General features: G+C 70.3%; 20 protein-coding genes. 3 read left to right on the top strand and 17 right to left on the bottom strand.

Annotated features, from left to right (window positions below):
• Nucleotides 1-72: 72 nt before the first annotated feature.
• The 14 genes from nusB to ABZS97_RS27935 form a co-directional block, all read right to left on the bottom strand.
• A complete protein-coding gene (gene nusB / locus ABZS97_RS28000) occupies nt 73-507 on the bottom strand; it encodes a transcription antitermination factor NusB (RefSeq protein ID WP_356141818.1) in 435 nt (144 codons plus the stop codon).
• 2 nt (nt 508-509) lie between these two features.
• Nucleotides 510-1,076 carry an elongation factor P gene (efp, locus tag ABZS97_RS27995; RefSeq protein WP_010988257.1) on the bottom strand — a complete coding sequence of 189 codons (567 nt, stop codon included), beginning with the start codon at nt 1,074-1,076 and terminating at the stop codon, nt 510-512.
• A gap of 61 nt (nt 1,077-1,137) precedes the next feature.
• Entirely contained in the window at nt 1,138-2,244 is a 1,107-nt protein-coding gene (locus ABZS97_RS27990) for an aminopeptidase P family protein (RefSeq protein WP_356141816.1), read from the bottom strand.
• A gap of 83 nt (nt 2,245-2,327) precedes the next feature.
• On the bottom strand, nt 2,328-3,179 hold the full coding sequence (locus tag ABZS97_RS27985) for a Pro-rich N-terminal domain-containing protein (RefSeq protein WP_356141814.1): 852 nt from the start codon (nt 3,177-3,179) through the stop codon (nt 2,328-2,330).
• A 186-nt stretch (nt 3,180-3,365) separates the two neighbouring features.
• A complete protein-coding gene (gene aroB, locus ABZS97_RS27980; protein WP_356141824.1) occupies nt 3,366-4,457 on the bottom strand; it encodes a 3-dehydroquinate synthase in 1,092 nt (363 codons plus the stop codon).
• The gene (locus tag ABZS97_RS27975) at nt 4,457-4,981 is read right to left on the bottom strand and encodes a shikimate kinase (RefSeq protein ID WP_356141822.1); all 525 of its coding nucleotides are present in this window, start codon (nt 4,979-4,981) and stop codon (nt 4,457-4,459) included. The genes aroB and ABZS97_RS27975 overlap by 1 nt, the downstream gene beginning before the upstream one ends.
• Nucleotides 4,982-5,013: 32 nt before the next feature.
• Complete coding sequence (gene aroC / locus ABZS97_RS27970) at nt 5,014-6,198, bottom strand: chorismate synthase (protein ID WP_356141812.1); 1,185 nt, start codon at nt 6,196-6,198, stop codon at nt 5,014-5,016.
• A 173-nt stretch (nt 6,199-6,371) separates the two neighbouring features.
• Entirely contained in the window at nt 6,372-6,656 is a 285-nt protein-coding gene (locus ABZS97_RS27965; protein WP_356141820.1) for a hypothetical protein, read from the bottom strand.
• Nucleotides 6,657-6,720: 64 nt separating this feature from the next.
• A complete protein-coding gene (locus ABZS97_RS27960) occupies nt 6,721-7,557 on the bottom strand; it encodes a shikimate dehydrogenase (protein WP_356141810.1) in 837 nt (278 codons plus the stop codon).
• Nucleotides 7,554-9,341 (bottom strand): endolytic transglycosylase MltG, encoded by a 1,788-nt coding sequence (gene mltG / locus ABZS97_RS27955; protein ID WP_356141808.1) that lies wholly within the window; start codon nt 9,339-9,341, stop codon nt 7,554-7,556. The genes ABZS97_RS27960 and mltG overlap by 4 nt, the downstream gene beginning before the upstream one ends.
• A 123-nt stretch (nt 9,342-9,464) precedes the next feature.
• A complete protein-coding gene (gene ruvX / locus ABZS97_RS27950; protein ID WP_356141806.1) occupies nt 9,465-9,929 on the bottom strand; it encodes a Holliday junction resolvase RuvX in 465 nt (154 codons plus the stop codon).
• Nucleotides 9,930-9,946: 17 nt separating this feature from the next.
• Complete coding sequence (gene alaS, locus ABZS97_RS27945; protein ID WP_356141804.1) at nt 9,947-12,619, bottom strand: alanine--tRNA ligase; 2,673 nt, start codon at nt 12,617-12,619, stop codon at nt 9,947-9,949.
• The gene (locus tag ABZS97_RS27940; RefSeq protein ID WP_356141802.1) at nt 12,619-12,978 is read right to left on the bottom strand and encodes a DUF6167 family protein; all 360 of its coding nucleotides are present in this window, start codon (nt 12,976-12,978) and stop codon (nt 12,619-12,621) included. Before ABZS97_RS27940 ends, alaS begins: the two co-directional genes overlap by 1 nt.
• A 7-nt stretch (nt 12,979-12,985) precedes the next feature.
• On the bottom strand, nt 12,986-13,420 hold the full coding sequence (locus tag ABZS97_RS27935; protein WP_356141800.1) for a DUF948 domain-containing protein: 435 nt from the start codon (nt 13,418-13,420) through the stop codon (nt 12,986-12,988).
• A gap of 189 nt (nt 13,421-13,609) precedes the next feature.
• Here ABZS97_RS27935 and ABZS97_RS27930 point away from each other — a divergent pair, with 189 nt between their 5' ends.
• The gene (locus tag ABZS97_RS27930; protein ID WP_356141798.1) at nt 13,610-15,808 is read left to right on the top strand and encodes a regulator; all 2,199 of its coding nucleotides are present in this window, start codon (nt 13,610-13,612) and stop codon (nt 15,806-15,808) included.
• A 30-nt stretch (nt 15,809-15,838) separates the two neighbouring features.
• On the opposite strand, the gene rpsD is transcribed toward ABZS97_RS27930, so the two are convergent.
• From rpsD to ABZS97_RS27915, 3 genes are all read right to left on the bottom strand, one after another.
• Entirely contained in the window at nt 15,839-16,453 is a 615-nt protein-coding gene (rpsD, locus tag ABZS97_RS27925) for a 30S ribosomal protein S4 (protein ID WP_356141796.1), read from the bottom strand.
• A gap of 324 nt (nt 16,454-16,777) precedes the next feature.
• The gene (locus ABZS97_RS27920) at nt 16,778-18,133 is read right to left on the bottom strand and encodes a replication-associated recombination protein A (protein ID WP_356141794.1); all 1,356 of its coding nucleotides are present in this window, start codon (nt 18,131-18,133) and stop codon (nt 16,778-16,780) included.
• 60 nt (nt 18,134-18,193) lie between these two features.
• Nucleotides 18,194-18,832, bottom strand: coding sequence for a vitamin K epoxide reductase family protein (locus tag ABZS97_RS27915; RefSeq protein ID WP_356141792.1), 639 nt, complete (start codon nt 18,830-18,832; stop codon nt 18,194-18,196).
• A 137-nt stretch (nt 18,833-18,969) separates the two neighbouring features.
• Between ABZS97_RS27915 and ABZS97_RS27910 the strand changes: the two genes are divergently transcribed.
• On the top strand, nt 18,970-19,836 hold the full coding sequence (locus tag ABZS97_RS27910) for an ABC transporter ATP-binding protein (RefSeq protein ID WP_356141790.1): 867 nt from the start codon (nt 18,970-18,972) through the stop codon (nt 19,834-19,836).
• Nucleotides 19,833-20,678, top strand: coding sequence for an ABC transporter permease (locus ABZS97_RS27905; RefSeq protein ID WP_356141788.1), 846 nt, complete (start codon nt 19,833-19,835; stop codon nt 20,676-20,678). The genes ABZS97_RS27910 and ABZS97_RS27905 overlap by 4 nt, the downstream gene beginning before the upstream one ends.
• The last annotated feature ends 75 nt before the right edge of the window (nt 20,679-20,753 follow it).

The raw sequence follows: 20,753 nt of genomic DNA, 5'->3' as shown, positions 1-20,753 counted from the left end.
CCGGAGGGCCCGCAGCAACGCCTGCTGCGGGCCCTCCGGCGTTTTCGTAACTCTGCGGACGTCGAGCCCCGGCTAGGCCTCGTCGCGGCGCAGCGACGGCTTGAGGTCCTTCAGACGGCCCAGCAGGCCGTTCACGAACGAGGGTGAGTCGTCCGTGGAGAACTCCTTCGCCAGCTGCACCGCCTCGTCGAGCACCACCGCGTCCGGGGTCTCGTCGACCCAGATCAGCTCGTAGGCACCGAGGCGCAGGATGTTGCGGTCGACGACCGGCATCCTGTCCATCGTCCAGCCGACGGCGTACTGCGCGATGAGGTCGTCGATCCGGCGCACCTTGGTGGCGTACCCCTCGACCAGCTGCATCGTGTACTCGCTCACCGGCGGCTGCCGGGTGTCGGACCGGGAGTGCCGGATCCAGTCCGCGAGGACCGTCAGGACGTCCACGCCGCGCTGGTCGCCCTCGAAGAGGATCTGGAAGGCGCGCTTGCGGGCCGTGTTGCGGGCAGCCACGGTTAGCTGTTCACCCGGCCGAGGTAGTCGCTCGTACGGGTGTCGACCTTGATCTTCTCACCGGTGGTGATGAAGAGCGGCACCTGGATCTGGTGGCCGGTCTCCAGGGTGGCGGGCTTGGTGCCCCCGGTGGAGCGGTCGCCCTGGACGCCCGGCTCGGTCTCCTGGATGACGAGCTCGACGGCGGCCGGCAGCTCGACGAAGAGCACCTCGCCCTCGTGCTGCGCGACGGTGGCCGTGAAGCCCTCGATCAGGAAGTTGGCGGCGTCACCGACGGACTTGCGGTCGACCATCAGCTGGTCGTACGTGTCCATGTCCATGAAGACGAAGTACTCGCCGTCCATGTACGAGAACTGCATGTCGCGCTTGTCGATCGTGGCCGTCTCGACCTTGACGCCGGCGTTGAACGTCTTGTCGACGACCTTGCCGGAGAGCACGTTCTTCAGCTTGGTGCGCACGAAGGCCGGGCCCTTGCCGGGCTTGACGTGCTGGAACTCGACGACGGACCAGAGCTGGCCCCCGTCGAGCTTGAGCACCAGGCCGTTCTTGAGGTCGTTCGTGGAAGCCACGGTTGCGGAATCTCCTGGACTGACGTGGACGACCCCGGCGCACCGCGCGTAGCTCGGAAAGCTACAGCGCGAGCAGTTCCTTGGTCGTGATGGTGAGTAGCTCGGGTCCGCCATCCGCCTCGGGGCGGACGACGAGCGTGTCATCGATCCGGACGCCGCCCCGGCCCGGGATGTGAACCCCCGGTTCGACGGTGACCGGCACGCAAGCGTCCAGTTTACCCATGGCCGCGGGGGCGAGCTGCGGCTCCTCGTCGATTTCGAGCCCGACACCGTGCCCCGTCAGCGGAGGGAGGCCTTCCATGTACCCCGCGGAGTCGAGGACCTGGCGGGCGGCGCGGTCCACGTCACGGTAGGCGGCGCCCGGGGCCAACGCCTCGCGTCCGGCGCGCTGGGCGGCGAAGACGAGGTCGTACAGCTCGATCTGCCAGTCGGCGGGAGAGGTGCCGATGACGAACGTACGGCCGATCTCGCAGCGGTAGCCGCGATAGGTGGCCCCGAGACAGACGGAGAGGAAATCTCCCTCCTCCACGCGCCGGTCCGTGGGCCGGTGGCCGCGCCGCCCCGAGTTCGGGCCGGTGCCGACCGAGGTCGCGAAGGCCGGACCGTCGGCGCCGTGGTCGACGAGGCGTCGCTCCAGCTCCAGCGCGAGATGGCGCTCGGTGCGGCCGACCAGGATGGATTCGAGCAGTTCGCCCAGCGCCTGGTCGGCGATCTCGGCGCCGATCCGCAGACAGGAGATCTCCTCCTCGCCCTTGACGACCCTCAGCTGCTCGACCGCACCGCCGAGGTCGCCCAGTCGCAGCCGGGGCGCCACCGACCCGATGGCCCGGTGCCGGGTCACGGTCAGGTGGTGCTCCTCGACGGCGAGGGACTCGGCGCCCCTGGCCGCGGCGACATCGGCGGCGGCGACGGCCGGGTCGCCACCGGGGCCCGGCAGCACCTGCACGCGCAGCGCCTCGTCGGGTCTGCCGTCCTCGGCCTCGCCGCTGGGCGGGCGCGAGCAGAACAGCAGGTCTTCACCCCTGCTCAGCAGGAGCACGGCGCCGTGCGGCGCCGCTCCCGCGAGATACCGCACATTGGCCGGGCGGGTGACCAGCGCCGTCGCGCTGCCACCTGCCGTACAGCGCTCCTTCAGCCGCTCCCGGCGGGCCGCGTAGACCTCTGACATGACCCGAGCCTACGAGCGGTGGCCGGATATCGCCGGTTCAGAGGGGCCGACCGGGGTGGGGCGGGCGCCACCGGGTCACGGCCTCACCACTGGGGCGGGCTCGCGATGGAGCGGGCGAGCACGTCGTCCAGGACCCGGGCGGTGGCCGGAACGTCGAGCTGGGAGTTGTCGATGATGGGCAGTCCCGAGCCGTACCACCCGGCCATCCGGCCGTGGATGCGGGCGACTTCCTCGTCGGTGAGGCGGCGGTTGCCGGAGCGCTCGGCGTTGCGCTCCAGGACGATTTCCAGCCCGGGCAGCAGGACGACGGGCAGCAGTCCCGGACCCACATGCCGTTTCCAGCCGCCGAGGCCGACGACCGGGCGGTCCGGGAAGACCGCGTCGTCGAGGATGCAGGAGATGCCGTTGGCCAGGAAGTTCCGTGCGGCGAAGCCGCAGGTGCGGCGGGCGAGACGATACTGCGCCTCCGAATGGTCGTTCCATCCGGACTGCGGGTCGGCGAACCCGGAGCGCACCCATTCGCGTACGTCGTCGAGGCTGATGTGGGCGGTGGGCACCCGGCGGTGGCCCGCCCAGTACTTGGCGACGCTCGTCTTGCCGGCGCCGGCGGGGCCGATGAGCAGAACCGCGAGCGGGGCGGACGTCAGATCCGGCGCCGGACTCGGCAGGGGGACGGGGTTGCCCGGCGGCAGCTGCACATGGCCTGTGGTGTCCGGCGTCGGCGGGACGGGCGCGTGGTGCTGGGGCGCGTGCTGCGAAGCGTGCGTCTGAGGCGCCGAGGGTCCCTGCGGCGGGCCGGTGAAGCCGGGGGCAGGCGGGGTCATGGGTGCCGCGCCCGGGTGTCCCGGGTGCTGCGCGGCCGGCGACCAGCCGGCCGCGGGGCCCTGCCCCGGCTGGTGGGGCGGCGGCAGCGGAGCCCCCACTGCGTGCTGCATCCGGTGCCACTCCGTCTCGTGTCCTGGCGCGTTCGCCTCCGGGGCGCTCAAGTCGCCTGCGGCGGGGCCCGAACCCCGTTCCCTACCGAACGGTACCGTCCCGGGCCGCCGTTGTGTGAACGGCCCGGGACGGCGCGAAGTGCCCGTGGGCGCAGGCGAATCGGACGAAGTGCACCCGAAGGGGAGCTACTCGCCCACTTCGCCGTACGCGGCAAGGAGGACGGCCGGGTCGGGGCCCTCCAGGACCGTCGGCTTGGCGAGTCCGTCGAGGACGATGAAGCGCAGCAGGTCGCCGCGGGACTTCTTGTCGACCTTCATGTTCTCCACGAGCTTGGGCCACTGGTCGTAGCGGTAGCTCAGGGGGAGGCCGACCGACTCCAGGACGGTGCGGTGGCGGTCGGCGGTCGCGTCGTCCAGCCGGCCCGCGAGACGGCCGAGTTCGGCGGCGAAGTGCATGCCGACCGAGACGGCCGCGCCGTGCCGCCACTTGTAGCGCTCGTTCTTCTCGATGGCGTGCGCGAGGGTGTGCCCGTAGTTGAGGATCTCGCGCAGGCCGGACTCCTTGAGGTCACCGGAGACGACCTCGGCCTTGACCTTGATGGACCGCTCGATCAGCTCGGCGGTGTGCGGGCCCGCCGGGGTGCGGGCGGCCTCCGGGTCGGCCTCGATCAGCTCCAGGATCACCGGGTCGGCGATGAACCCGGCCTTGATGATCTCGGCGAGCCCGGACACGTAGTCGTTGACCGGCAGCGAGTCCAGCGCGGCGAGATCGCAGAGCACGCCCGCGGGCGGGTGGAAGGCACCGACGAGGTTCTTGCCCTCGGCGGTGTTGATGCCGGTCTTGCCGCCGACCGCCGCGTCCACCATGGCGAGCACGGTGGTGGGGACGGCGATCCAGCGCACCCCGCGCAGCCAGGTCGCCGCCACGAACCCGGCCAGGTCGGTGGTGGCGCCGCCGCCGACACCGACGATGACGTCGGTGCGGGTGAAGCCGGACTGGCCCAGCGCCTTCCAGCAGTAGGCGGCGACCTCGGCGGTCTTGGCCTCCTCCGCGTTCGGCACCTGGATGGCGACGGTCTCGAAGCCCTGCCCGCCCAGGTCCGCGGCGAGCGCCTCACCGGTGTCGGCGAGCGCCTCGGGGTGGATGACCGCGACGCGCTTGGCCTTCTCGCCGATCAGTCCACCGAGTTCGCCCAGGAGCTGCCGGCCGACCAGGACCTCGTACGGCTCGGTGCCCGCCGTGCCGCCGACCTGAATGCGCGTCACCTGCTGCTCGATCATGCTTTCTCCTGCCGGGGGTCCGGGGGTTGCCCCCCGGAAGATGCAGTCTTCAACTCCAGTGCGTCGAGGACCGCTTGGGCGACCTCTTCGGGGGTACGGCCGTCGGTCGCCACGACCGCGCGGGCGACGTCGGTGTACAGATGGCGGCGGGCCTCCATCAGCTCGCGCCACTGCCTGCGCGGGTTGACGGCCAGCAGCGGACGGGCCGCGTTCAGGCCGGTGCGCTGGACCGCCTCCTCGACCTCCATCGAGAGGTAGACCACCTGGTGTCCGGCGAGCGCGGCGCGCGTCTCCTCGTCGAGGATCGCACCGCCGCCGAGCGCGAGGACGCCGTCGTGCTCGGCGAGCGCCCGGTGCACCGCCCGCTTCTCTACGGCGCGGAAGGCGGCCTCGCCCTCCTCGACGAAGATGTCGGCGATGGTGCGGCCCTCGGCGGCCACGATGTCCTCGTCCGTGTCCCGGTAGGCGCGGCCGAGCCGCTCGGCGACCAGGGCGCCCACCGTGGACTTGCCGACGCCCATGGGGCCGACCAGGACGAGCAGGGGGCCCGCCTTCACCGGATGGCCAGGTTCTCGAGGTAGGACTCGACGTTGCGCCGGGTCTCGGGCACGCTGTCGCCGCCGAACTTCTCCGCCACCGCGTCCGCGAGGACGAGGGCCACCATGGCCTCGGCGACGATGCCGGCGGCCGGGACCGCGCACACGTCGGAGCGCTGGTGGTGGGCCTTGGCGGCCTCGCCGGTGGCGACGTCGATGGTGGCGAGCGCGCGCGGCACGGTCGCGATCGGCTTCATCGCGGCGCGCACGCGCAGCAGTTCACCGGTGGTCAGACCGCCCTCGGTGCCGCCGGAGCGGCCGGAGGTGCGCCGGATGCCGTCCTCGGTGTGGACGATCTCGTCGTGCGCCTTGGAGCCCGGCACCCGGGCGAGGTCGAAGCCGTCGCCGACCTCGACGCCCTTGATGGCCTGGATGCCCATGAGGGCGGCCGCGAGCCGGGCGTCGAGCCGCCGGTCCCAGTGCACGTGCGAGCCCAGGCCCACGGGCACGCCGTACGCCAGCACCTCGACCACACCGCCGAGGGTGTCGCCGTCCTTGTGGGCCTGGTCGATCTCCGCGACCATCGCCTTCGACGCGTCGGCGTCCAGGCAGCGCACCGGGTCGGCGTCGAGCTTCTCGACGTCGGAGGGCTTGGGGTAGACGCCGTAGGGCGCCTTCGCCGCGGCCAGCTCGACGACGTGCGAGACGATCTCGATGCCGGCCGTCTCCTTCAGGTACGAGCGGGCCACCGCACCGAGCGCGACCCGGGCCGCGGTCTCCCGGGCACTCGCGCGCTCCAGGATCGGCCGGGCCTCGTCGAAGCCGTACTTCTGCATGCCCGCGAGGTCGGCGTGGCCGGGACGCGGGCGGGTCAGCGGGGCGTTGCGCGCGAGGTCGGCGAGGATCTCCGGGGCGACCGGGTCGGCCGCCATGACCTGCTCCCACTTGGGCCACTCGGTGTTGCCCACCATGATGGCGATCGGCGAGCCCATGGTCAGCCCGTGGCGCACACCGCCGAGGAAGGTGACCTCGTCGCGCTCGAACTTCATCCGGGCACCGCGACCGTAACCAAGACGACGCCTGGCCAGGTGGTCCGCCACCATCTCCGTGGTGATCGGCACGCCGGCGGGAAGACCCTCCAGCGTCGCCACGAGTGCGGGGCCGTGGGACTCCCCCGCGGTCAGCCAGCGCAACCTGCTCAACGGTGCTCCTCATGATGCTCGCGCCCTGGTACTGCGTACTGTCTTTGCGTACGCGCGTCCTCGCGTACGGCGACGGCGCGACCGGTGCGCGGCCCTGGCCCGCCATCTCTGATCCTCCCACGTCCGGGCGCCAGGCCCGGCCGGTGGTCCACCAGACGGACGGACCGGTGGTCTCAGGAAGCGGTGGAGCTGTCGTCGGGGCGCAGCGGCGGCGGAGTGGCGGGCGGCGGCACGGCACCCGGCGGCGGCGCATAGGCGCCCAGATGGTCGGCGCCGCGGCCCTGTCCGCGCATGGGCCGTCCCTCGCGCAGGGCCCGCCGGTGGTCGATCCTGCGCTTGATCTTGAAGCCCCACGTCGCCAGGACCGCGACAATCAGCAGGACCAGCACGACGTGCTGCATCCAGTCCGGCAGGAACGGCAGCACCAACTGGACGATCTCGCCCTTGCCGGATGCCATGGGCACGCCCGCGCTCATCCGTGTCCCCCCCTCGGCCCCGCCCCCTGCAAGGCCTCGGGAAATCCTAGCGAGCGGCGAGCGCGTGTTCCCCGGCTTTCCGCATGGCGTCGAGCGGAGCCGGGGTGCGGCCCGTCATCTGCTCGACCTGGAGGACGGCCTGGTGGACGAGGAGGTCGAGGCCGCTGACGACGGCTCCGCCGTACGCCGACCAGCGGGCCGCCAGGTCGGTGGGCCACGGGTCGTACAGCACGTCGAAGAGGGTGGCGGGCCGTTCGGGGACGGCCGCGGCCAGCGCGTCCGTGGCGCCCGCCGGGGTGGTGGCGATCACGAGCGGGGCGCGCAGGGCCTCCTCGGCGTCGGCCCAGTCCGCCGTACGCACCTCGATGTCGAGCCGCTCCCCCCATTGCCGCATCTCGGCCGCCCGCTCCGTGCTGCGTACGTACGCGACGACCTCACCGGTGCAGATCCGGGCGAGGGCGGCCAGTGCCGAGGACGCGGTGGCGCCCGCTCCGAGGACGGCGGCGGAGTCGACCTGCTCGATCCCGTGCTCGCGCAGGGCGGCGACAATGCCGGGGATGTCGGTGTTGTCGCCGAACCGTCGGCCGTCGTCGGTGAACACGACGGTGTTGACCGCCTCGACGGAGGACGCCGTCTCACTGATCTCGTCGAGCAGCGGGATCACGGCCCGCTTGAGGGGCATGGTCAGCGACAGCCCCGCCCAGTCGCTGCCCAGCTTGCCGAAGAACCCGGGCAGCGCCTCCTCGTCGACCTCGAAGCGGTCGTACGACCACTCGTCGAGCCCGAGCGCCTTGTACGCGGCGCGGTGCAGCACCGGGGAGAGGGAGTGGGCGATGGGCGAGCCGAGTACGGCCGCCCGGCTCTTGGCGTCGCTCCTGCTCATTGACCCTTCTGTTCCTCGAGGTACTTCTCGCGGTTGCGGTTCTGCTCTTCGTTGGTCTCGGCGAACAGCGTCTTGGTCGCGCTGACCGAGACGAAGTAGTACCAGTTGCCCTTGGCCGGGTTGAGAGCGGCCTTGACCGCCACTTCACCGGGATTGCTGATCGGCCCGGGGGGCAGGCCCTTGATCTTGTAGGTGTTGTACGGGTCGTTGATCTTCCGCAGTTCGTCGACCGAACCGGTGGCCAGCTTCGACTCGCCCTTCAGGTAGTTCACCGTCGAGTCGAAGTCGAGGAGGCCGTAGGTCTCCGTGTTGTTCGGCTTCAGACGGTTGTAGACCACCCTCGCGACCTTCTCGAAGTCGCTCTTGGACCTTCCTTCGGCCTGGACGAGGCTCGCCACGGTCAGTACCTGCAGCGGATTCTCCAGACCCAGGCTCTTGGCCTTTGCCTGAATGCCGAACGCGGCGTACTTCTGCTTGGCCTGGTCGACCATTTCCTTCAGGACATCCTTGGGCTTCATGCCCTTGGCGACCGGATAGGTCGACGGGTAAAGGAAACCTTCCAGCGGGTCCTTGATGTCCTTGCCGCTGTTCGCCCAGTCCGGAAGTCCGAGGGTCGGCCATTCCTTCTTGGCGACGCCTTCGGTGGTTCCCTTGTCGAGGTCGAGACGCTTGTCGATCGACGCGTAGACGTCCTTGTTGCGCTTGCCTTCGGCGACGGTCAGGTTGTTCTTGCTCTTGGGGCTGAGCATCAGCGCGACGGCGCTCTCCCCTGACATTTCCTTGTTCAGAAGGTACGTGCCCGCCTGAATGGTCTTGCCCTGGGGGTTCTTGTCCTGTGCGGCCACGAAGGCGTCGACGCTCTTGACGACACCTTTCTTCTTGAGCTCCTGGCCGATGGCATAACCGAGCGCACCCTTGGGAATGGTGACGGTCACCTTTTCGCTCGTGCCGTCGCCCGCGTAGTCGGGCGCCGCGCCGAAACGATTTTGGTAGAAGTGGTAGCCGAAATAGCCGACGCCGCCGAGACCGCCTCCGAAGACCAGCACGACCACCAGGCAGGCACATCCGCTGCGGCGCTTCTTACCTTTGCCCTTGCCTTTGCCGCCCCGGCCCTTGCGACCGCGGCCGCCGCCCTTCGGGTCGTCGTCATCGTCATCGTCATCGTCGTCATCGCCAGCGAAGAACGCGTGCTCGCCCTGGTCGGGGCCGGGATCCCAGTCCGTCTCGGGCTCGGGCTCGGCGCGCCGACGGGCGGGCGGCTCCGGCGGCGGGTAGGCGTCGGGGGTGCCGTAGTAGTCGGGCTGCTCACCGTTGTACGCGGCGGGCCGGCCGCCGTACGGGTCGACCGGGTCGGCGGGGTACGGGACCTGCTGGTGCGCTCCGGTGTCCCAGCCGCCGTTGTTGTACTGCTGCTGGTCCTGCCCCGGGTACTGCTGCCCCTGGCCGGGGTACTGCGGCTGCCCCTGGCCGGGATATTGCTGCTGACCCTGGTCGCCGTACTGCTGGTACTGCTGCTGCCCCTGACCGTCGTACTGCGGGTGCCCTTGGTCGCCGTACTGCTGCTGCCCCTGGGGGTAGTGCGCCTGCTGGCCCGTGCCCCAGTCCCCGTACTGGGACTGCTGCGGCTGCTGCGGGTGCTGCTGATGCTGCGGCTGCTGCGGGTGCTGCTGCTGGCCGCCGTAGGACTGGCCGTTGTCGGCCTGCCCCGTCCATCCGACGTCCCCGAACAACGGGTCCTCCGGATGCCACGGTTCGGAGCCTGGGCCCCGGCCATACTCAGTCATCGATCCCCTAGAGCCGCGAGGCGGTGGCTGCTGGCGCTGGTGGCACGGCTCCCGGCCGCCTCTTTTGCTGTGCGGCGACTGTTCGAACGCCGCCACATCGCGCGGAACGTTACCGTATCGCGATCAGATGACCACTTCGACGCCCTCGCCGGGTGCTTTGCCTGACGCCCGTTCGGACTCCAGCGCCTGCTGCAGGATGATGACCGCGGCCGCCTGATCGATGACTGACCTGCCCTTTTTGGACTTCACACCCGAGGCGCGCAGCCCCTGACTGGCCGTCACTGTGGTCATCCTCTCGTCGAGGAGCCGCACCGCGACCGGGGCGATCATACGGGCCAGCTCCTGGGTGAAGGCGCGGACCTTGACAGCGGCCGGCCCCTCGCCCCCCTTGAGGGAGCGAGGGAGACCGACGACGACCTCGATCGGCTCGTACTCGTCGACGAGTTGCTTCAGCCGCCGCTGGGCGGCCGGGACATCGCGTCCCGGCACCGTCTCGACCGGAGTCGCGAGGATCCCGTCGGGGTCGCACGAGGCGACCCCGATGCGGGCGTCCCCGACGTCGATGGCGAGACGGCGTCCGCGGCGCATGACGCTTCCTTCTGCGCTCACTTGGCCGTCTCGGCGACCAGGCGCTCGACCGCGTCGGCGGCCTCGCCGACAGCGGCCGGGTTCTGGCCGCCGCCCTGGGCCACGTCCGGCTTGCCGCCACCGCCGCCGCCGAGGGTCTTGGCAGCGGTACGAACCAGGTCACCGGCCTTCAGACCGCGTTCGCGGGCGGCCTCGTTGGTGGCGATGACCGTCAGCGGCTTGCCGCCCACCGTGGTGAACAGGGCGACCACGGCGGCGCGTCCGCCCTGGATGCGGCCCCGCACGTCGAGGACCAGCTTGCGCAGGTCGTCGGCGGTGGTGCCGTCCGGGACCTGGCCGGTGACCAGGGCGACGCCGTGCACGTCCTTGGCGGACTCGACCAGACCGGCGGCGGCCTGCAGGACCTTCTCCGCGCGGAACTTCTCGATCTCCTTCTCGGCGTCCTTCAACTTGCCGAGCATGGCGGAGATCTTCTCCGGGAGCTCCTCGGGGCGGCCCTTGACCAGCTCCTGGAGCTGGGCGACGACCGTGTGCTCACGGGCGAGGAAGTTGTAGGCGTCGACGCCGACCAGGGCCTCGATACGCCGTACACCGGAACCGATGGACGACTCGCCGAGCAGCTTGACCAGGCCGAGCTGGGCGGTGTTGTGGACGTGCGTGCCGCCGCACAGCTCCTTGGAGAAGTCGCCGATGGTGACGACGCGGACGCGCTCGCCGTACTTCTCGCCGAACTCGGCGATGGCGCCCTGCTTCTTGGCCTCGTCGAGACTGAGGACCTCGGCGTGCACGTCCAGGTCGCGGGCGAGCACCTCGTTGATCTTCTGCTCGACGTCGGTCATCACGGCCGTGGGAACGGCGGACGGCGAACCGAAGTCGAAGCGGAAGCGGCCGGGCTGGTTCTCGGAACCGGCCTGGGCGGCCGTCGGACCGAGAGCGTCGCGCAGGGCCTGGTGCGTGAGGTGCGTGGCCGAGTGGGCGCGGGCGATGGCCTTGCGGCGGCGTACGTCGATGACGGCCTGAGCGGAGGCGCCCACCGTCACCTCGCCGACCTGGACGACGCCCTTGTGGACGTACACACCCGGGACGGGCTTCTGGCAGTCGCGGATCTCGATGACGGCACCGGAGTCGACCTTGATGCGGCCGGTGTCACCGATCTGACCGCCGCCCTCGGCGTAGAACGGGGTGCGGTCGAGGACGATCTCGACCTCGTCGCCCTCCGTGGCGGCGGGCGAGGAGGCGCCGTCGACGAGGATTCCGACGATCTTCGACTCGCCCTCGGTCCGGTCGTAGCCGACGAACTCGGTCTCTCCGGCGGCGTCGGCGATCTGGCGGTAGGCGCCGAGGTCGGCGTGGCCGGTCTTCTTGGCGCGGGCGTCGGCCTTGGCCTGGTCCCGCTGGGCCTTCATCAGGCGGCGGAAGCCGTCCTCGTCCACGGAAAGGCCCTGTTCGGCGGCCATTTCGAGGGTGAGGTCGATCGGGAAGCCCCAGGTGTCGTGGAGCAGGAAGGCCTTGTCGCCGGCGAGGACCTTGCCGCCGGACTCCTTGGTGTCGCTGATGGCGGTGTCGAGGATGTTCGTGCCGGCCTTCAGCGTCTTGAGGAAGGCGGCCTCCTCGGCGAGGGCCACGGTCTCGATGCGCTTGCGGTCGGTCACGAGCTCCGGGTACTGCTGGCCCATCATCGCGATCACGACGTCGATGAGGTCCTGGACGACCGGACCGGTGGCGCCGAGCAGGCGCATGTTGCGGATGGCGCGGCGCATGATGCGGCGCAGCACGTAGCCGCGGCCCTCGTTGCCGGGGCTCACGCCGTCACCGATGAGCATCACGGACGTGCGCATGTGGTCGGTGACCACGCGCAGCGAGACATCCGACTCGTGGGCGGCGCCGTACTGCACACCCGTCAGCTCGGTGGCCTTCTTGATGACGGCCATGGAGGTGTCGATCTCGTACATGTTCTGCACGCCCTGCAGAATCATGGCGAGGCGTTCCATGCCGAGGCCGGTGTCGATGTTCTTGCTGGGCAGGTCGCCGAGGATCTCGAAGTCCTCCTTCGAGGTGCCCTCGCCGCGCTCGTACTGCATGAAGACCAGGTTCCAGATCTCCACGTACCGCTCGTCGTTGACGGCCGGGCCGCCCTCGACACCGAACTCGGGCCCGCGGTCGTAGTTGATCTCGGAACACGGGCCGCAGGGTCCGGGGACGCCCATGGACCAGTAGTTGTCCTTCTTGCCCAGGCGCTGGATGCGCTCGGCCGGGACACCGATCTTGTCGCGCCAGATGGTCTCGGCCTCGTCGTCGTCGAGGTAGACCGTGATCCACAGACGCTCGGGGTCGAGCCCGTAACCACCCTTGTCCTGGGGCGAGGTGAGCAGCTCCCAGGCGTAGGTGATGGCACCTTCCTTGAAGTAGTCGCCGAAGGAGAAGTTGCCGCACATCTGGAAGAACGTGCCGTGGCGGGTGGTCTTGCCGACCTCTTCGATGTCGGGCGTGCGCACGCACTTCTGCACGCTGGTGGCGCGCGACCACGGCGGCTTGACCTCGCCGAGGAAGTACGGCTTGAAGGGGACCATGCCCGCGGGGACGAGGAGCAGAGTCGGGTCGTCCGCGATGAGCGACGCCGAGGGGACGACGGTGTGACCGCGCTCCTCGTAGAAGCTCAACCAGCGGCGGCGGATTTCAGCCGACTCCATCAGTGGTCCTCATTCCGGTTGTACGAGTACGTCGTGTTCTCGATGTACTTGATCTGCTTGTTCTGCTTGCTGCTCTGGTTGTTCTTGTCGTTGGCGATCGCGGTGCGGCGTCGCTGTGCGGGGAGTTCGGGGTCCGCGTTCAGGCCCAGCGCCTCGTCGAGTTCGGCCTCCCGCTGGGCCATGCCGTCGCGGACGTCGAGCGCGAAGTCCTTGAGCCGGTGACCCGCGTCGATCGCCCTGTTGGCGGCCTGGGCCGCGAGGCTCTCGGGGGTCAGCTGCTTGAGCTTGCGGTTGACTTTGGTGGTGGCCCACACGCCGGCGGCTGCGCCCGCGGTGAACCAGAACGTACGGCGGAACATCGCTGCGTCAGTCCTTCTTCCGCTTTCCCCGTCGTGCGGACGGGACGGTGCGGCCCACGATCACGGTGCGCCGGGGGGCCTTGTCGGGCACATTGTCACGGCGGACGCCGATGGCCCGGCGGACGCCGTAGCCGAACGCCGCCACCTTCACCAGCGGGCCGCCGAAGGTGGAGGCGACGGTCGAGGAGAGCGCCGACGCGTTCGACGTGACCTCCTGGACGTCCGATGCGATGGCGTCGACCCGGTCGATCTGGGTCTGTGCGGAGCGCACTGCGGCGGAGGCGTCGGCCAGCAGCGGGACGGCCTGGTCGGTCACGTCCGCCACGAGCTTGGTGGTCGCCCTGAGCGTCTGGGCCAGCCTCACCAGCGCGACGGCGAGGAAGGAGACCAGGATCGCCCAGAAGACGGCCACCAGGATCCCGGCCACCTCTCCACCGGACACTGTGCACCCGCTCCCTTGATCACCTGCAGTTGACGAATGACCTGCAGTCAACATCGGAACCCGAAAAAATCAGTCCCCCGAGCCTATCGCGCCGGGGCCGCCGCGCCGTACCGCATTACCGCCCGCCCGTACAGGAGTTGCGCGAAGCGATTGTACGGACCGCTTACGGGTCAGTACGCTCCGTGTTCCATGCAGGGTTCTCAGCGCACCGGCGGTCCGACGCTCGGCAATCTCCCGTTGGAGCTCGACGCGTTCGTGGGGCGCTCGGCCGAACTCGCGGGGCTCGGCCGGGCACTGGGGGCGGGCCGCCTGGTGACGGTGACGGGCATGGGCGGGATCGGCAAGTCGCGGCTGGCCGCGCACGCGGCGGCGCGGACCGGCGCCCGCGACGGGGTGTGGCGGGTGGAGCTCGCCTCGGTGCACGACCCGGATCTCGTCGAGTACGCGCTGGTCGAGGCGCTGGGGCTGACGGACCACACGGCGCGGCCACCGCGCCAGGTGCTGCTCGACCATCTCGCCGGTCTTCAACTCCTGCTGGTGCTCGATGGGTTCGAGCACCTCGTGGACGCGTGCGCCGCACTCGTGGGCGAGCTGCTGCGCGGGGTGCCGGGTCTTCGGGTGCTGGCGGTGGGCCGCAGGCCGCTGGACGTCGAGGGCGAGCGGCTCTTCCCGCTGGCGCCGCTGAGCGAGCCGGAGGCTGTGGAACTGTTCGCGCAGCGCGCGGCGGCGGGGGTGCCCGGGTTCGCGCTGGACGAGGGCAACCGGGCGGACGTGCTGGAGCTGTGCCGGCGACTGGACGGAATCCCGCTCGCCGTCGAGCTGGCGGCGGGCAGGCTGCGGGTCCTCTCCCCCGCACAGCTGCTGGCCCGGCTCGGCGACCGGTTCCGGCTGCTGGCCGGTGCCGGGCGGGACATGCTGCCGCGCCATCGGACGCTGCGCACGGCGATCGGCTGGAGCCATGAACTGTGCACGCCCCAGGAGCGGCTGCTCTGGTCGCGGCTCACGGTGTTCGTCGGGCCGTTCGACCTGGAGTCCGCCGAGTACGTGTGCAGTGGCGACGGTCTGCAGGCCGACGAGATCCTCGACGTGCTCGGCGCCCTCCTCGCCCAGTCCGTGCTGTCCCGCGAGGAGACGGCCGCGGGTGTGCGCTACCGGATGCTGGACACGGTCCGGGCCTACGGCTTCGGCTGGCTGGAGGCGACGGGCGACGCGGCACGGCTGCGCCGGCGGCACCGCGACTGGTACGTGGGCCTGGCGACCTGGTGCGAGCTTGACTGGTTCTCGCCGCGCCAGGGCGAGGTGGCCGTACGCGTCGAGGCGGAGCTGCCGAACCTGCGCGCCGCCATGGAGTACTGCCTGACCGAGCCGGGGGAAGGGCATCTGGGCCAGTATCTGGCGGGCGGCCTGTGGTTCTACTGGGTCGGCTGCGGGCGTCTCGCGGAGGGGCGGCACTGGCTGGAGCGGAGCGTGGAGCTGCACGCGGACGACGTCGAGGACACGGAGGACGGAACGCACGGGCAGCCCCGGTTGAAGGCCCTGTGGGTGCTCGGTTACGTGGCGATCCTGCAGGGCGACCGCGTGCCCGCGCTGGCGGCGCTGCACGAGTGCCGTGAGGAGGCGGACCGCACGGGCAACGCGATCGCGGCGGCCTACGCCGAGCACCGCACCGGCTGTCTGGCTCTGGTCACGGACGACATGCCGCGTGCCGAGAGCCTGCTGCGTTCGGCGCTCGACCGCTATCACGAGATCGGCGAGCTCAACAGCAATGTGCTGATGGGGCAGGTCGAGCTGGCGATGGCCGTGGCGTTCCGGGGGGATATGCCGGGCGCGGTGAAGCTGTGCGAGGACGTCCGCCGGGTGTGCGAGGACCACGGGGAGCGCTGGGCGCTGGCGTACGCGCTGTACGTCCTCGCGTACGAGGCCTGGAGCGCGGGCGATCCGTTACGGGCCCGGAGCCTTCTGGAGCAGTGCCTCGGCAGCGCCCACGCGTTTCGCGATCTGCTGGGCACGGTGCTCTCGATCGAGCTCCTCGCCCTGGTCACGCAGGTACAGGGCGACTCGGCCGAGGCGGCGCTGCTGCAGGGCGCGGCGGCCCGGATGTGGCCGTCGGTCGGCCTGCCGCTGTTCGGCTCCGCGTACTACAACGCGCCGCACGAGCTGTGCGAGGCGAGCGCCCGGGAGCGGCTGGGCGACGAGCGGTACGAGGCGTGTGTACGGGAAGGGGCCCTGCTCGGTCGGGACGCGGCGGTGGCCCGGGCGCTGAGGCGGGCCGGGGCGCGTCCGCTCGGTGCGCTGCCCGCGCCGCGGGGGCCGTATCCGGTACGCGCCCCGGACACACGCGAGCCCGCCGCCTCGCCCACCCGGAAGGGCGGCGAGACGGCGGGCTGATGCGCAGGTGGTGCTACGTCCGTGAGGTGATCAGCGGGCGTAGTACTCGACGACGAGCTGCTCGTCGCAGATCACCGGGATCTCCTTGCGGTTCGGCTCGCGGTCCAGGCGGAAGGCCAGGGCGCGGAGGTTCACCTGGAGGTAGCGCGGGGTCTCGCCGTCGGGGGCGAAGCCACCCTCACGCGCGACCTGGAACAGCGGCTTCTCGCGGCTGCGCTCGCGGACCATCACGACGTCGTCGGGACGGACGCGGAACGACGGCTTGTCGACCTTGCCACCGTTGACCTCGATGTGGCCGTGCACGACCATCTGGCGGGCCTGGTAGATCGTGCGGGCGATGCCCGAACGCAGAACCAGGGCGTCGAGACGACGCTCCAGCTCGATGACCAGGGCCTCACCGGTCTTGCCCTGCGTCTTGGCGGCACGCTCGTAGGCGCGGACGAGCTGGCGCTCGGACACGTCGTACTGCGCGCGCAGACGCTGCTTCTCCAGCAGACGGACCTTGTAGTCCGAGTTCTGCTTGCGGCCGCGGCCGTGCTCGCCCGGCGGGTAGGGGCGGGCCTCGAAGTACTTGACGGCCTTCGGGGTCAGCGCGATGCCGAGGGCACGCGACTTCTTGACCTTGGGGCGGGACTGATTCGCCACTTTTTCTCTTTCCTTGATTTCGGCTCACCAGAGTGGAGGGAGGTCGCATCCGCAGCCGGGGAAACCCCGCGGGTCCTGACGGACCTGCCGGGCAGCCGCTCCCTGGTCTGGGCACATACGTGCAGCACGCGAGTGGCCCACCGACCTTTCCCGGATACCGGGTGGTGGTGGGCTGCCCGCGACACCTTCGACGGTGCGCGACGCTCCTGGAATCCCCCCGTGGAGGCGGGGGCTCCGGCTGGATGTCCCGTTCTGGTGGTGCCGACTCCCCCTTACGGCGGGCCGGACACAGGACTCAGCGCTTCGAGGCAGTCTACAGGGTGGTCACGACCGTCCTCGACCGAGGTGCTTCCTGGTCCACTCGACCGCGTCCGCGTAGCGCGCCTCGGCGCCGTGCCGGGTGGGGGTGTAGTACTCGCGGTCCTTGAGCTCCTCCGGGGCGTACTGCTGGGCGGCGATCCCCTCGGGCAGGTCGTGCGGGTACACATACCCCTGGGCGTGCCCCAGCTTGGCCGCGCCCTTGTAGTGCCCGTCGCGCAGGTGCATCGGCACCGGGCCCGCGTGCCCCTTGCGTACGTCCTCCATGGCGGCGCCGATCGCCGTCGTCGCGGCATTGGACTTGGGTGCCAGGGCGAGGGCGATGGTGGCGTGGCTGAGGGTGAGCGCGGCCTCGGGGAAGCCGATCATGGCGACGGCCTGGGCGGCGGCGACGGCTATGGGCAGGGCGTTCGGGTCGGCGAGGCCGATGTCCTCGCTGGCGGAGATCATCAGGCGGCGGGCGATGAACCGGGGGTCCTCACCGGCCTCGATCATCCGCGCCAGGTAGTGCAGGGCCGCATCCACGTCGGAGCCGCGGATGGACTTGATGAGGGCGCTCGCGACGTCGTAGTGCTGGTCACCGTCGCGGTCGTACTTCACGGCGGCGCGGTCGACCGTCTCCTCCAGGGTCTGGAGGGTGATCTCCGGCTCGCCCTTGTCGAGGGCGGATCCGGCGGCGGCCTCCAGGGCGGTGAGGGCTCGGCGGGCGTCGCCGCCGGCGATCCGCAGCAGGTGCTCCTCCGTGTCCGTGGGCAGGACGACGGACTCCTTGAGGCCGCGTTCGTCGGCGAGCGCCCGGCGCAGCAGGCCGCGCAGGTCGTCGTCGGTGAGCGGTTCGAGGGTGAGCAGGAGGGAGCGGGAGAGGAGGGGGGAGATGATGGAGAAGTACGGGTTCTCCGTCGTCGCCGCGATCAGCGTCACCCAGCGGTTCTCCACGGCCGGCAGGAGTGAGTCCTGCTGGGCCTTGCTGAAGCGGTGGATCTCGTCCAGGAAGAGGACGGTCTCCTTGCCGAAGCCGCCGGTGGCACGGCGTGCGCTCTCGATGACCGCGCGCACTTCCTTGACGCCGGCGGTGATCGCGGAGAGCTCCACGAAGCGCTTGTCGGTGGCCTTGGAGACGACGTAGGCGAGGGTGGTCTTGCCGGTGCCGGGAGGGCCCCACAGGATCACGGAGGACGGGCCGGCCGGGCCGCCGCTGCCCTCGCCGACGAGTCTGCGCAGGGGTGAGCCCGGCTTCAGCAGATGCTGCTGGCCCACGACTTCGTCGAGGGTGCGCGGGCGCATTCGTACGGCCAGGGGGCTGCTGGACGGGTCCTTCTCCTGGCGTTCTTCGGCTGCGGCGGTGAACAGGTCGGGCTCCACGCACAAAACCCTATGTCACGCCACTGACAACGCCGTCCGGCCGAAGAGATCCGGGGTCGGTCAGCTGGTCCAGAAGTCCCACCAGCGGGTCAGGATCAGCATGCCGATGATGCCGACGTGCATCACGGGCAGTACCCAGGTGAACTCGCCGAGGAAGGCCTTGATCCGGCGCGGTGCGGGCAGGAAGTCGTTGCGCACGTTCGACGACGTCACGTACCAGAACATGATGATCGTCGCGACCCACGCCAGGGAGCACCACAGGCAGAGCGCGTTGATCCTGTACAGCGACTGGAACTGCAGCCAGGTGCAGAACCCGACACCGAAGAGCGTGCCCGCGTTGAAGGTCAGCCAGTACCAGCGCGGGAAGGTGGCGCGGGCGAGCAGGCTCATGCCGACGCAGATGACGATGCCGTAGGCGACGAGACCCATCATGGGGTTCGGGAAGCCGAACGCCGACGCCTGGTCGCTCTTCATGATGTTGCCGCAGGAGACGACCGGGTTCAGGCTGCACCCCGGCACGAAGTCCGGGTTCTCCAGCAGCTTGAACTTGTCGATCGTGATGACCCACGCGGCAAGGAGGCCCGCCGCGCCGGTGATCACCAGCATCAAGGCGAACGCACGGCTGCCGCCCACCCTCCGGGGGCCGTCGGCCCGCCCCGGGCCGGTGGAGACGCTGTCCTTGACTGTCGTCTTGCTCATCACGCCGTTCCGTTGTGTCGAAGGGCCCCCGGGCACGGTCATTGTGCCGCACCTACCAGTGTGTCCACCGTTCGATGGACATAAGGAGGTACGCACGGTCGTCCCGGAACGTTCGGTTCCGGGGAAGGATCGCCGGCATGACAGCAGACGCGAACCAGCTCGCGGTGGACGTACGGGGGCTGCGCAAGCAGTACGGGGACGTGACCGCCGTGGACGGCATCGATCTCGGCATCCGACAGGGCGAGGTGTTCGGCCTGCTCGGGCCCAATGGTGCGGGCAAGAGCACCACGGTGGAGATACTCCAGGGAAACCGGAGCCGGGACGCGGGCGAGGTCCGCGTGCTCGGCTCCGATCCGGCGACGGCCACGCGCGCGTGGCGTTCACGTGTCGGAATCGTCTGGCAGGACGAATCCGCACCCGCCGAGTTGACGGTCCGCGAGACCGTGCGGCATTTCGCCCGCTATTACCCAAAACCTCGGCAGCCCGACGAGGTGATCGGCCTGGTGGGCCTGGAGGAGAAGGCGAGCAGCCGGATCAAGTCGCTCTCCGGTGGTCAGCGCAGACGCCTGGACGTGGCACTCGGTGTGATCGGCGACCCGGACCTGCTGCTCCTGGACGAACCGACGACCGGCTTCGACCCGGCGGCGCGGCGGCAGTTCTGGGACCTGATCCGCAAGCTCGCGGGCGAGGGCACGACCATCGTGCTGACGACGCACTACCTGGAGGAGGCCGAAGCCCTCGCGAACCGCCTCGCGGTCATCGCCCGCGGACGTGTGGTCGCCGAGGGCGAGCCCGCGGCCCTGCGGGACCGCTACGGCACCGACGCCACCGTCGAGTGGGCGGAAGCCGACGGCACCCCGCGCAGCGAGCGCACGGCCACGCCCACGCGTACGGTCGCGGAGCTCACCCGCCGCTTCGACGGCGAGATACCGGGGTTGCGGGTCAGCCGCCCCACCCTTGAGGACGTCTATCTGCGGCTGACCGGACTGGAGGACGCGCGATGACGGTGACGGACGTACGCACCCGTAGGAGGACCTCGGAGGGCCGGCTGCCCGGAGCCTGGGGGCTCGGGCTGCACCGGGGAGCCCTGGAGATCAAGCAGTTCTTCCGTCAGCGCGACCAGGTGGTTTTCACCTTCGCCTTCCCGATCGTCTTCCTCTTCCTCTTCGCGTCGATCTTCAGCGACGACGTGCAGGGAGCGGGCATCACGGCCTCCCAGCTGTACGTCCCGGCGATGATGGCCGCCGGGATCATGTCCACCAGCTTCCAGTCCCTCGGTATCTCGATCGCCATCGAGCGGGACGAGAAGGTGCTGCGCCGGCTGCGCGGCACACCGATGCCGCCGGCGGCGTACTTCCTCGGCAAGATCTGGCTCGTGCTCGTGACCGGTCTGCTGGAGACGGCGGTCCTTCTCGTCGTCGGCACGACCCTGTACGACGTGGACCTGCCCTCGGACGCCGGGAAGTGGCTCGACTTCGCCTGGATCTTCGTGCTCGGTCTGACCGGGTGCGCCCTGCTCGGCATCGCGATCAGCTCGGTCCCGAAGTCCGGCCGGAGCGCCAGCTCCGTGGTCGTACTGCCCTTCCTGGTCCTGCAGTTCATCTCTGGGGTGTACATCGCCATCGACACCATCCCGGACTGGATGCTGAACATCGGTGCGCTGTTCCCGCTGAAGTGGATGTGCCAGGGGCTGCGGGGCGTGTTCCTGCCCGAGTCGGCACAGGTCCTGGAGCAGACCGGCACCTGGGAGTTCGGTCGGATCGCCCTGGTGCTGGGGGCGTGGTGCGTCGGAGGACTGCTGCTGTGCCTGCTGACGTTCCGCTGGAAGAGCCGCCGCGACGGATGAAGGGGCCCGGCCCGGAGCCCGGCGCGTACACGCTTTCGCCCGTTCTCGAACGCCGGAAGGGCTGAAGATCCAGCC

Source organism: Streptomyces sp. NPDC005485 (genome assembly GCF_040606085.1).
Taxonomy (GTDB): domain Bacteria; phylum Actinomycetota; class Actinomycetes; order Streptomycetales; family Streptomycetaceae; genus Streptomyces.
Note: the sequence above shows the minus strand (reverse complement) of the source record. Positions and strands in the feature narration are given on the sequence as shown.

What these genes read in the sequence shown, in the direction of transcription:
- ABZS97_RS27965 (WP_356141820.1), bottom strand. Translation starts at nt 6,656, where the DNA reads ATGGCATCCGGCAAGGGCGAGATCGTCCAGTTGGTGCTGCCGTTCCTG.
- ABZS97_RS27915 (WP_356141792.1), bottom strand. Translation starts at nt 18,832, where the DNA reads ATGAGCAAGACGACAGTCAAGGACAGCGTCTCCACCGGCCCGGGGCGG.
- ABZS97_RS27975 (WP_356141822.1), bottom strand. Translation starts at nt 4,981, where the DNA reads ATGGGCGTCGGCAAGTCCACGGTGGGCGCCCTGGTCGCCGAGCGGCTC.
- ABZS97_RS27930 (WP_356141798.1), top strand. Translation starts at nt 13,610, where the DNA reads ATGCAGGGTTCTCAGCGCACCGGCGGTCCGACGCTCGGCAATCTCCCG.
- ABZS97_RS27960 (WP_356141810.1), bottom strand. Translation starts at nt 7,557, where the DNA reads ATGAGCAGGAGCGACGCCAAGAGCCGGGCGGCCGTACTCGGCTCGCCC.
- mltG (WP_356141808.1), bottom strand. Translation starts at nt 9,341, where the DNA reads ATGACTGAGTATGGCCGGGGCCCAGGCTCCGAACCGTGGCATCCGGAG.
- ABZS97_RS27985 (WP_356141814.1), bottom strand. Translation starts at nt 3,179, where the DNA reads ATGCAGCACGCAGTGGGGGCTCCGCTGCCGCCGCCCCACCAGCCGGGG.
- ruvX (WP_356141806.1), bottom strand. Translation starts at nt 9,929, where the DNA reads ATGCGCCGCGGACGCCGTCTCGCCATCGACGTCGGGGACGCCCGCATC.
- ABZS97_RS27910 (WP_356141790.1), top strand. Translation starts at nt 18,970, where the DNA reads ATGACAGCAGACGCGAACCAGCTCGCGGTGGACGTACGGGGGCTGCGC.
- ABZS97_RS27990 (WP_356141816.1), bottom strand. Translation starts at nt 2,244, where the DNA reads ATGTCAGAGGTCTACGCGGCCCGCCGGGAGCGGCTGAAGGAGCGCTGT.
- ABZS97_RS27905 (WP_356141788.1), top strand. Translation starts at nt 19,833, where the DNA reads ATGACGGTGACGGACGTACGCACCCGTAGGAGGACCTCGGAGGGCCGG.
- alaS (WP_356141804.1), bottom strand. Translation starts at nt 12,619, where the DNA reads ATGGAGTCGGCTGAAATCCGCCGCCGCTGGTTGAGCTTCTACGAGGAG.
- ABZS97_RS27940 (WP_356141802.1), bottom strand. Translation starts at nt 12,978, where the DNA reads ATGTTCCGCCGTACGTTCTGGTTCACCGCGGGCGCAGCCGCCGGCGTG.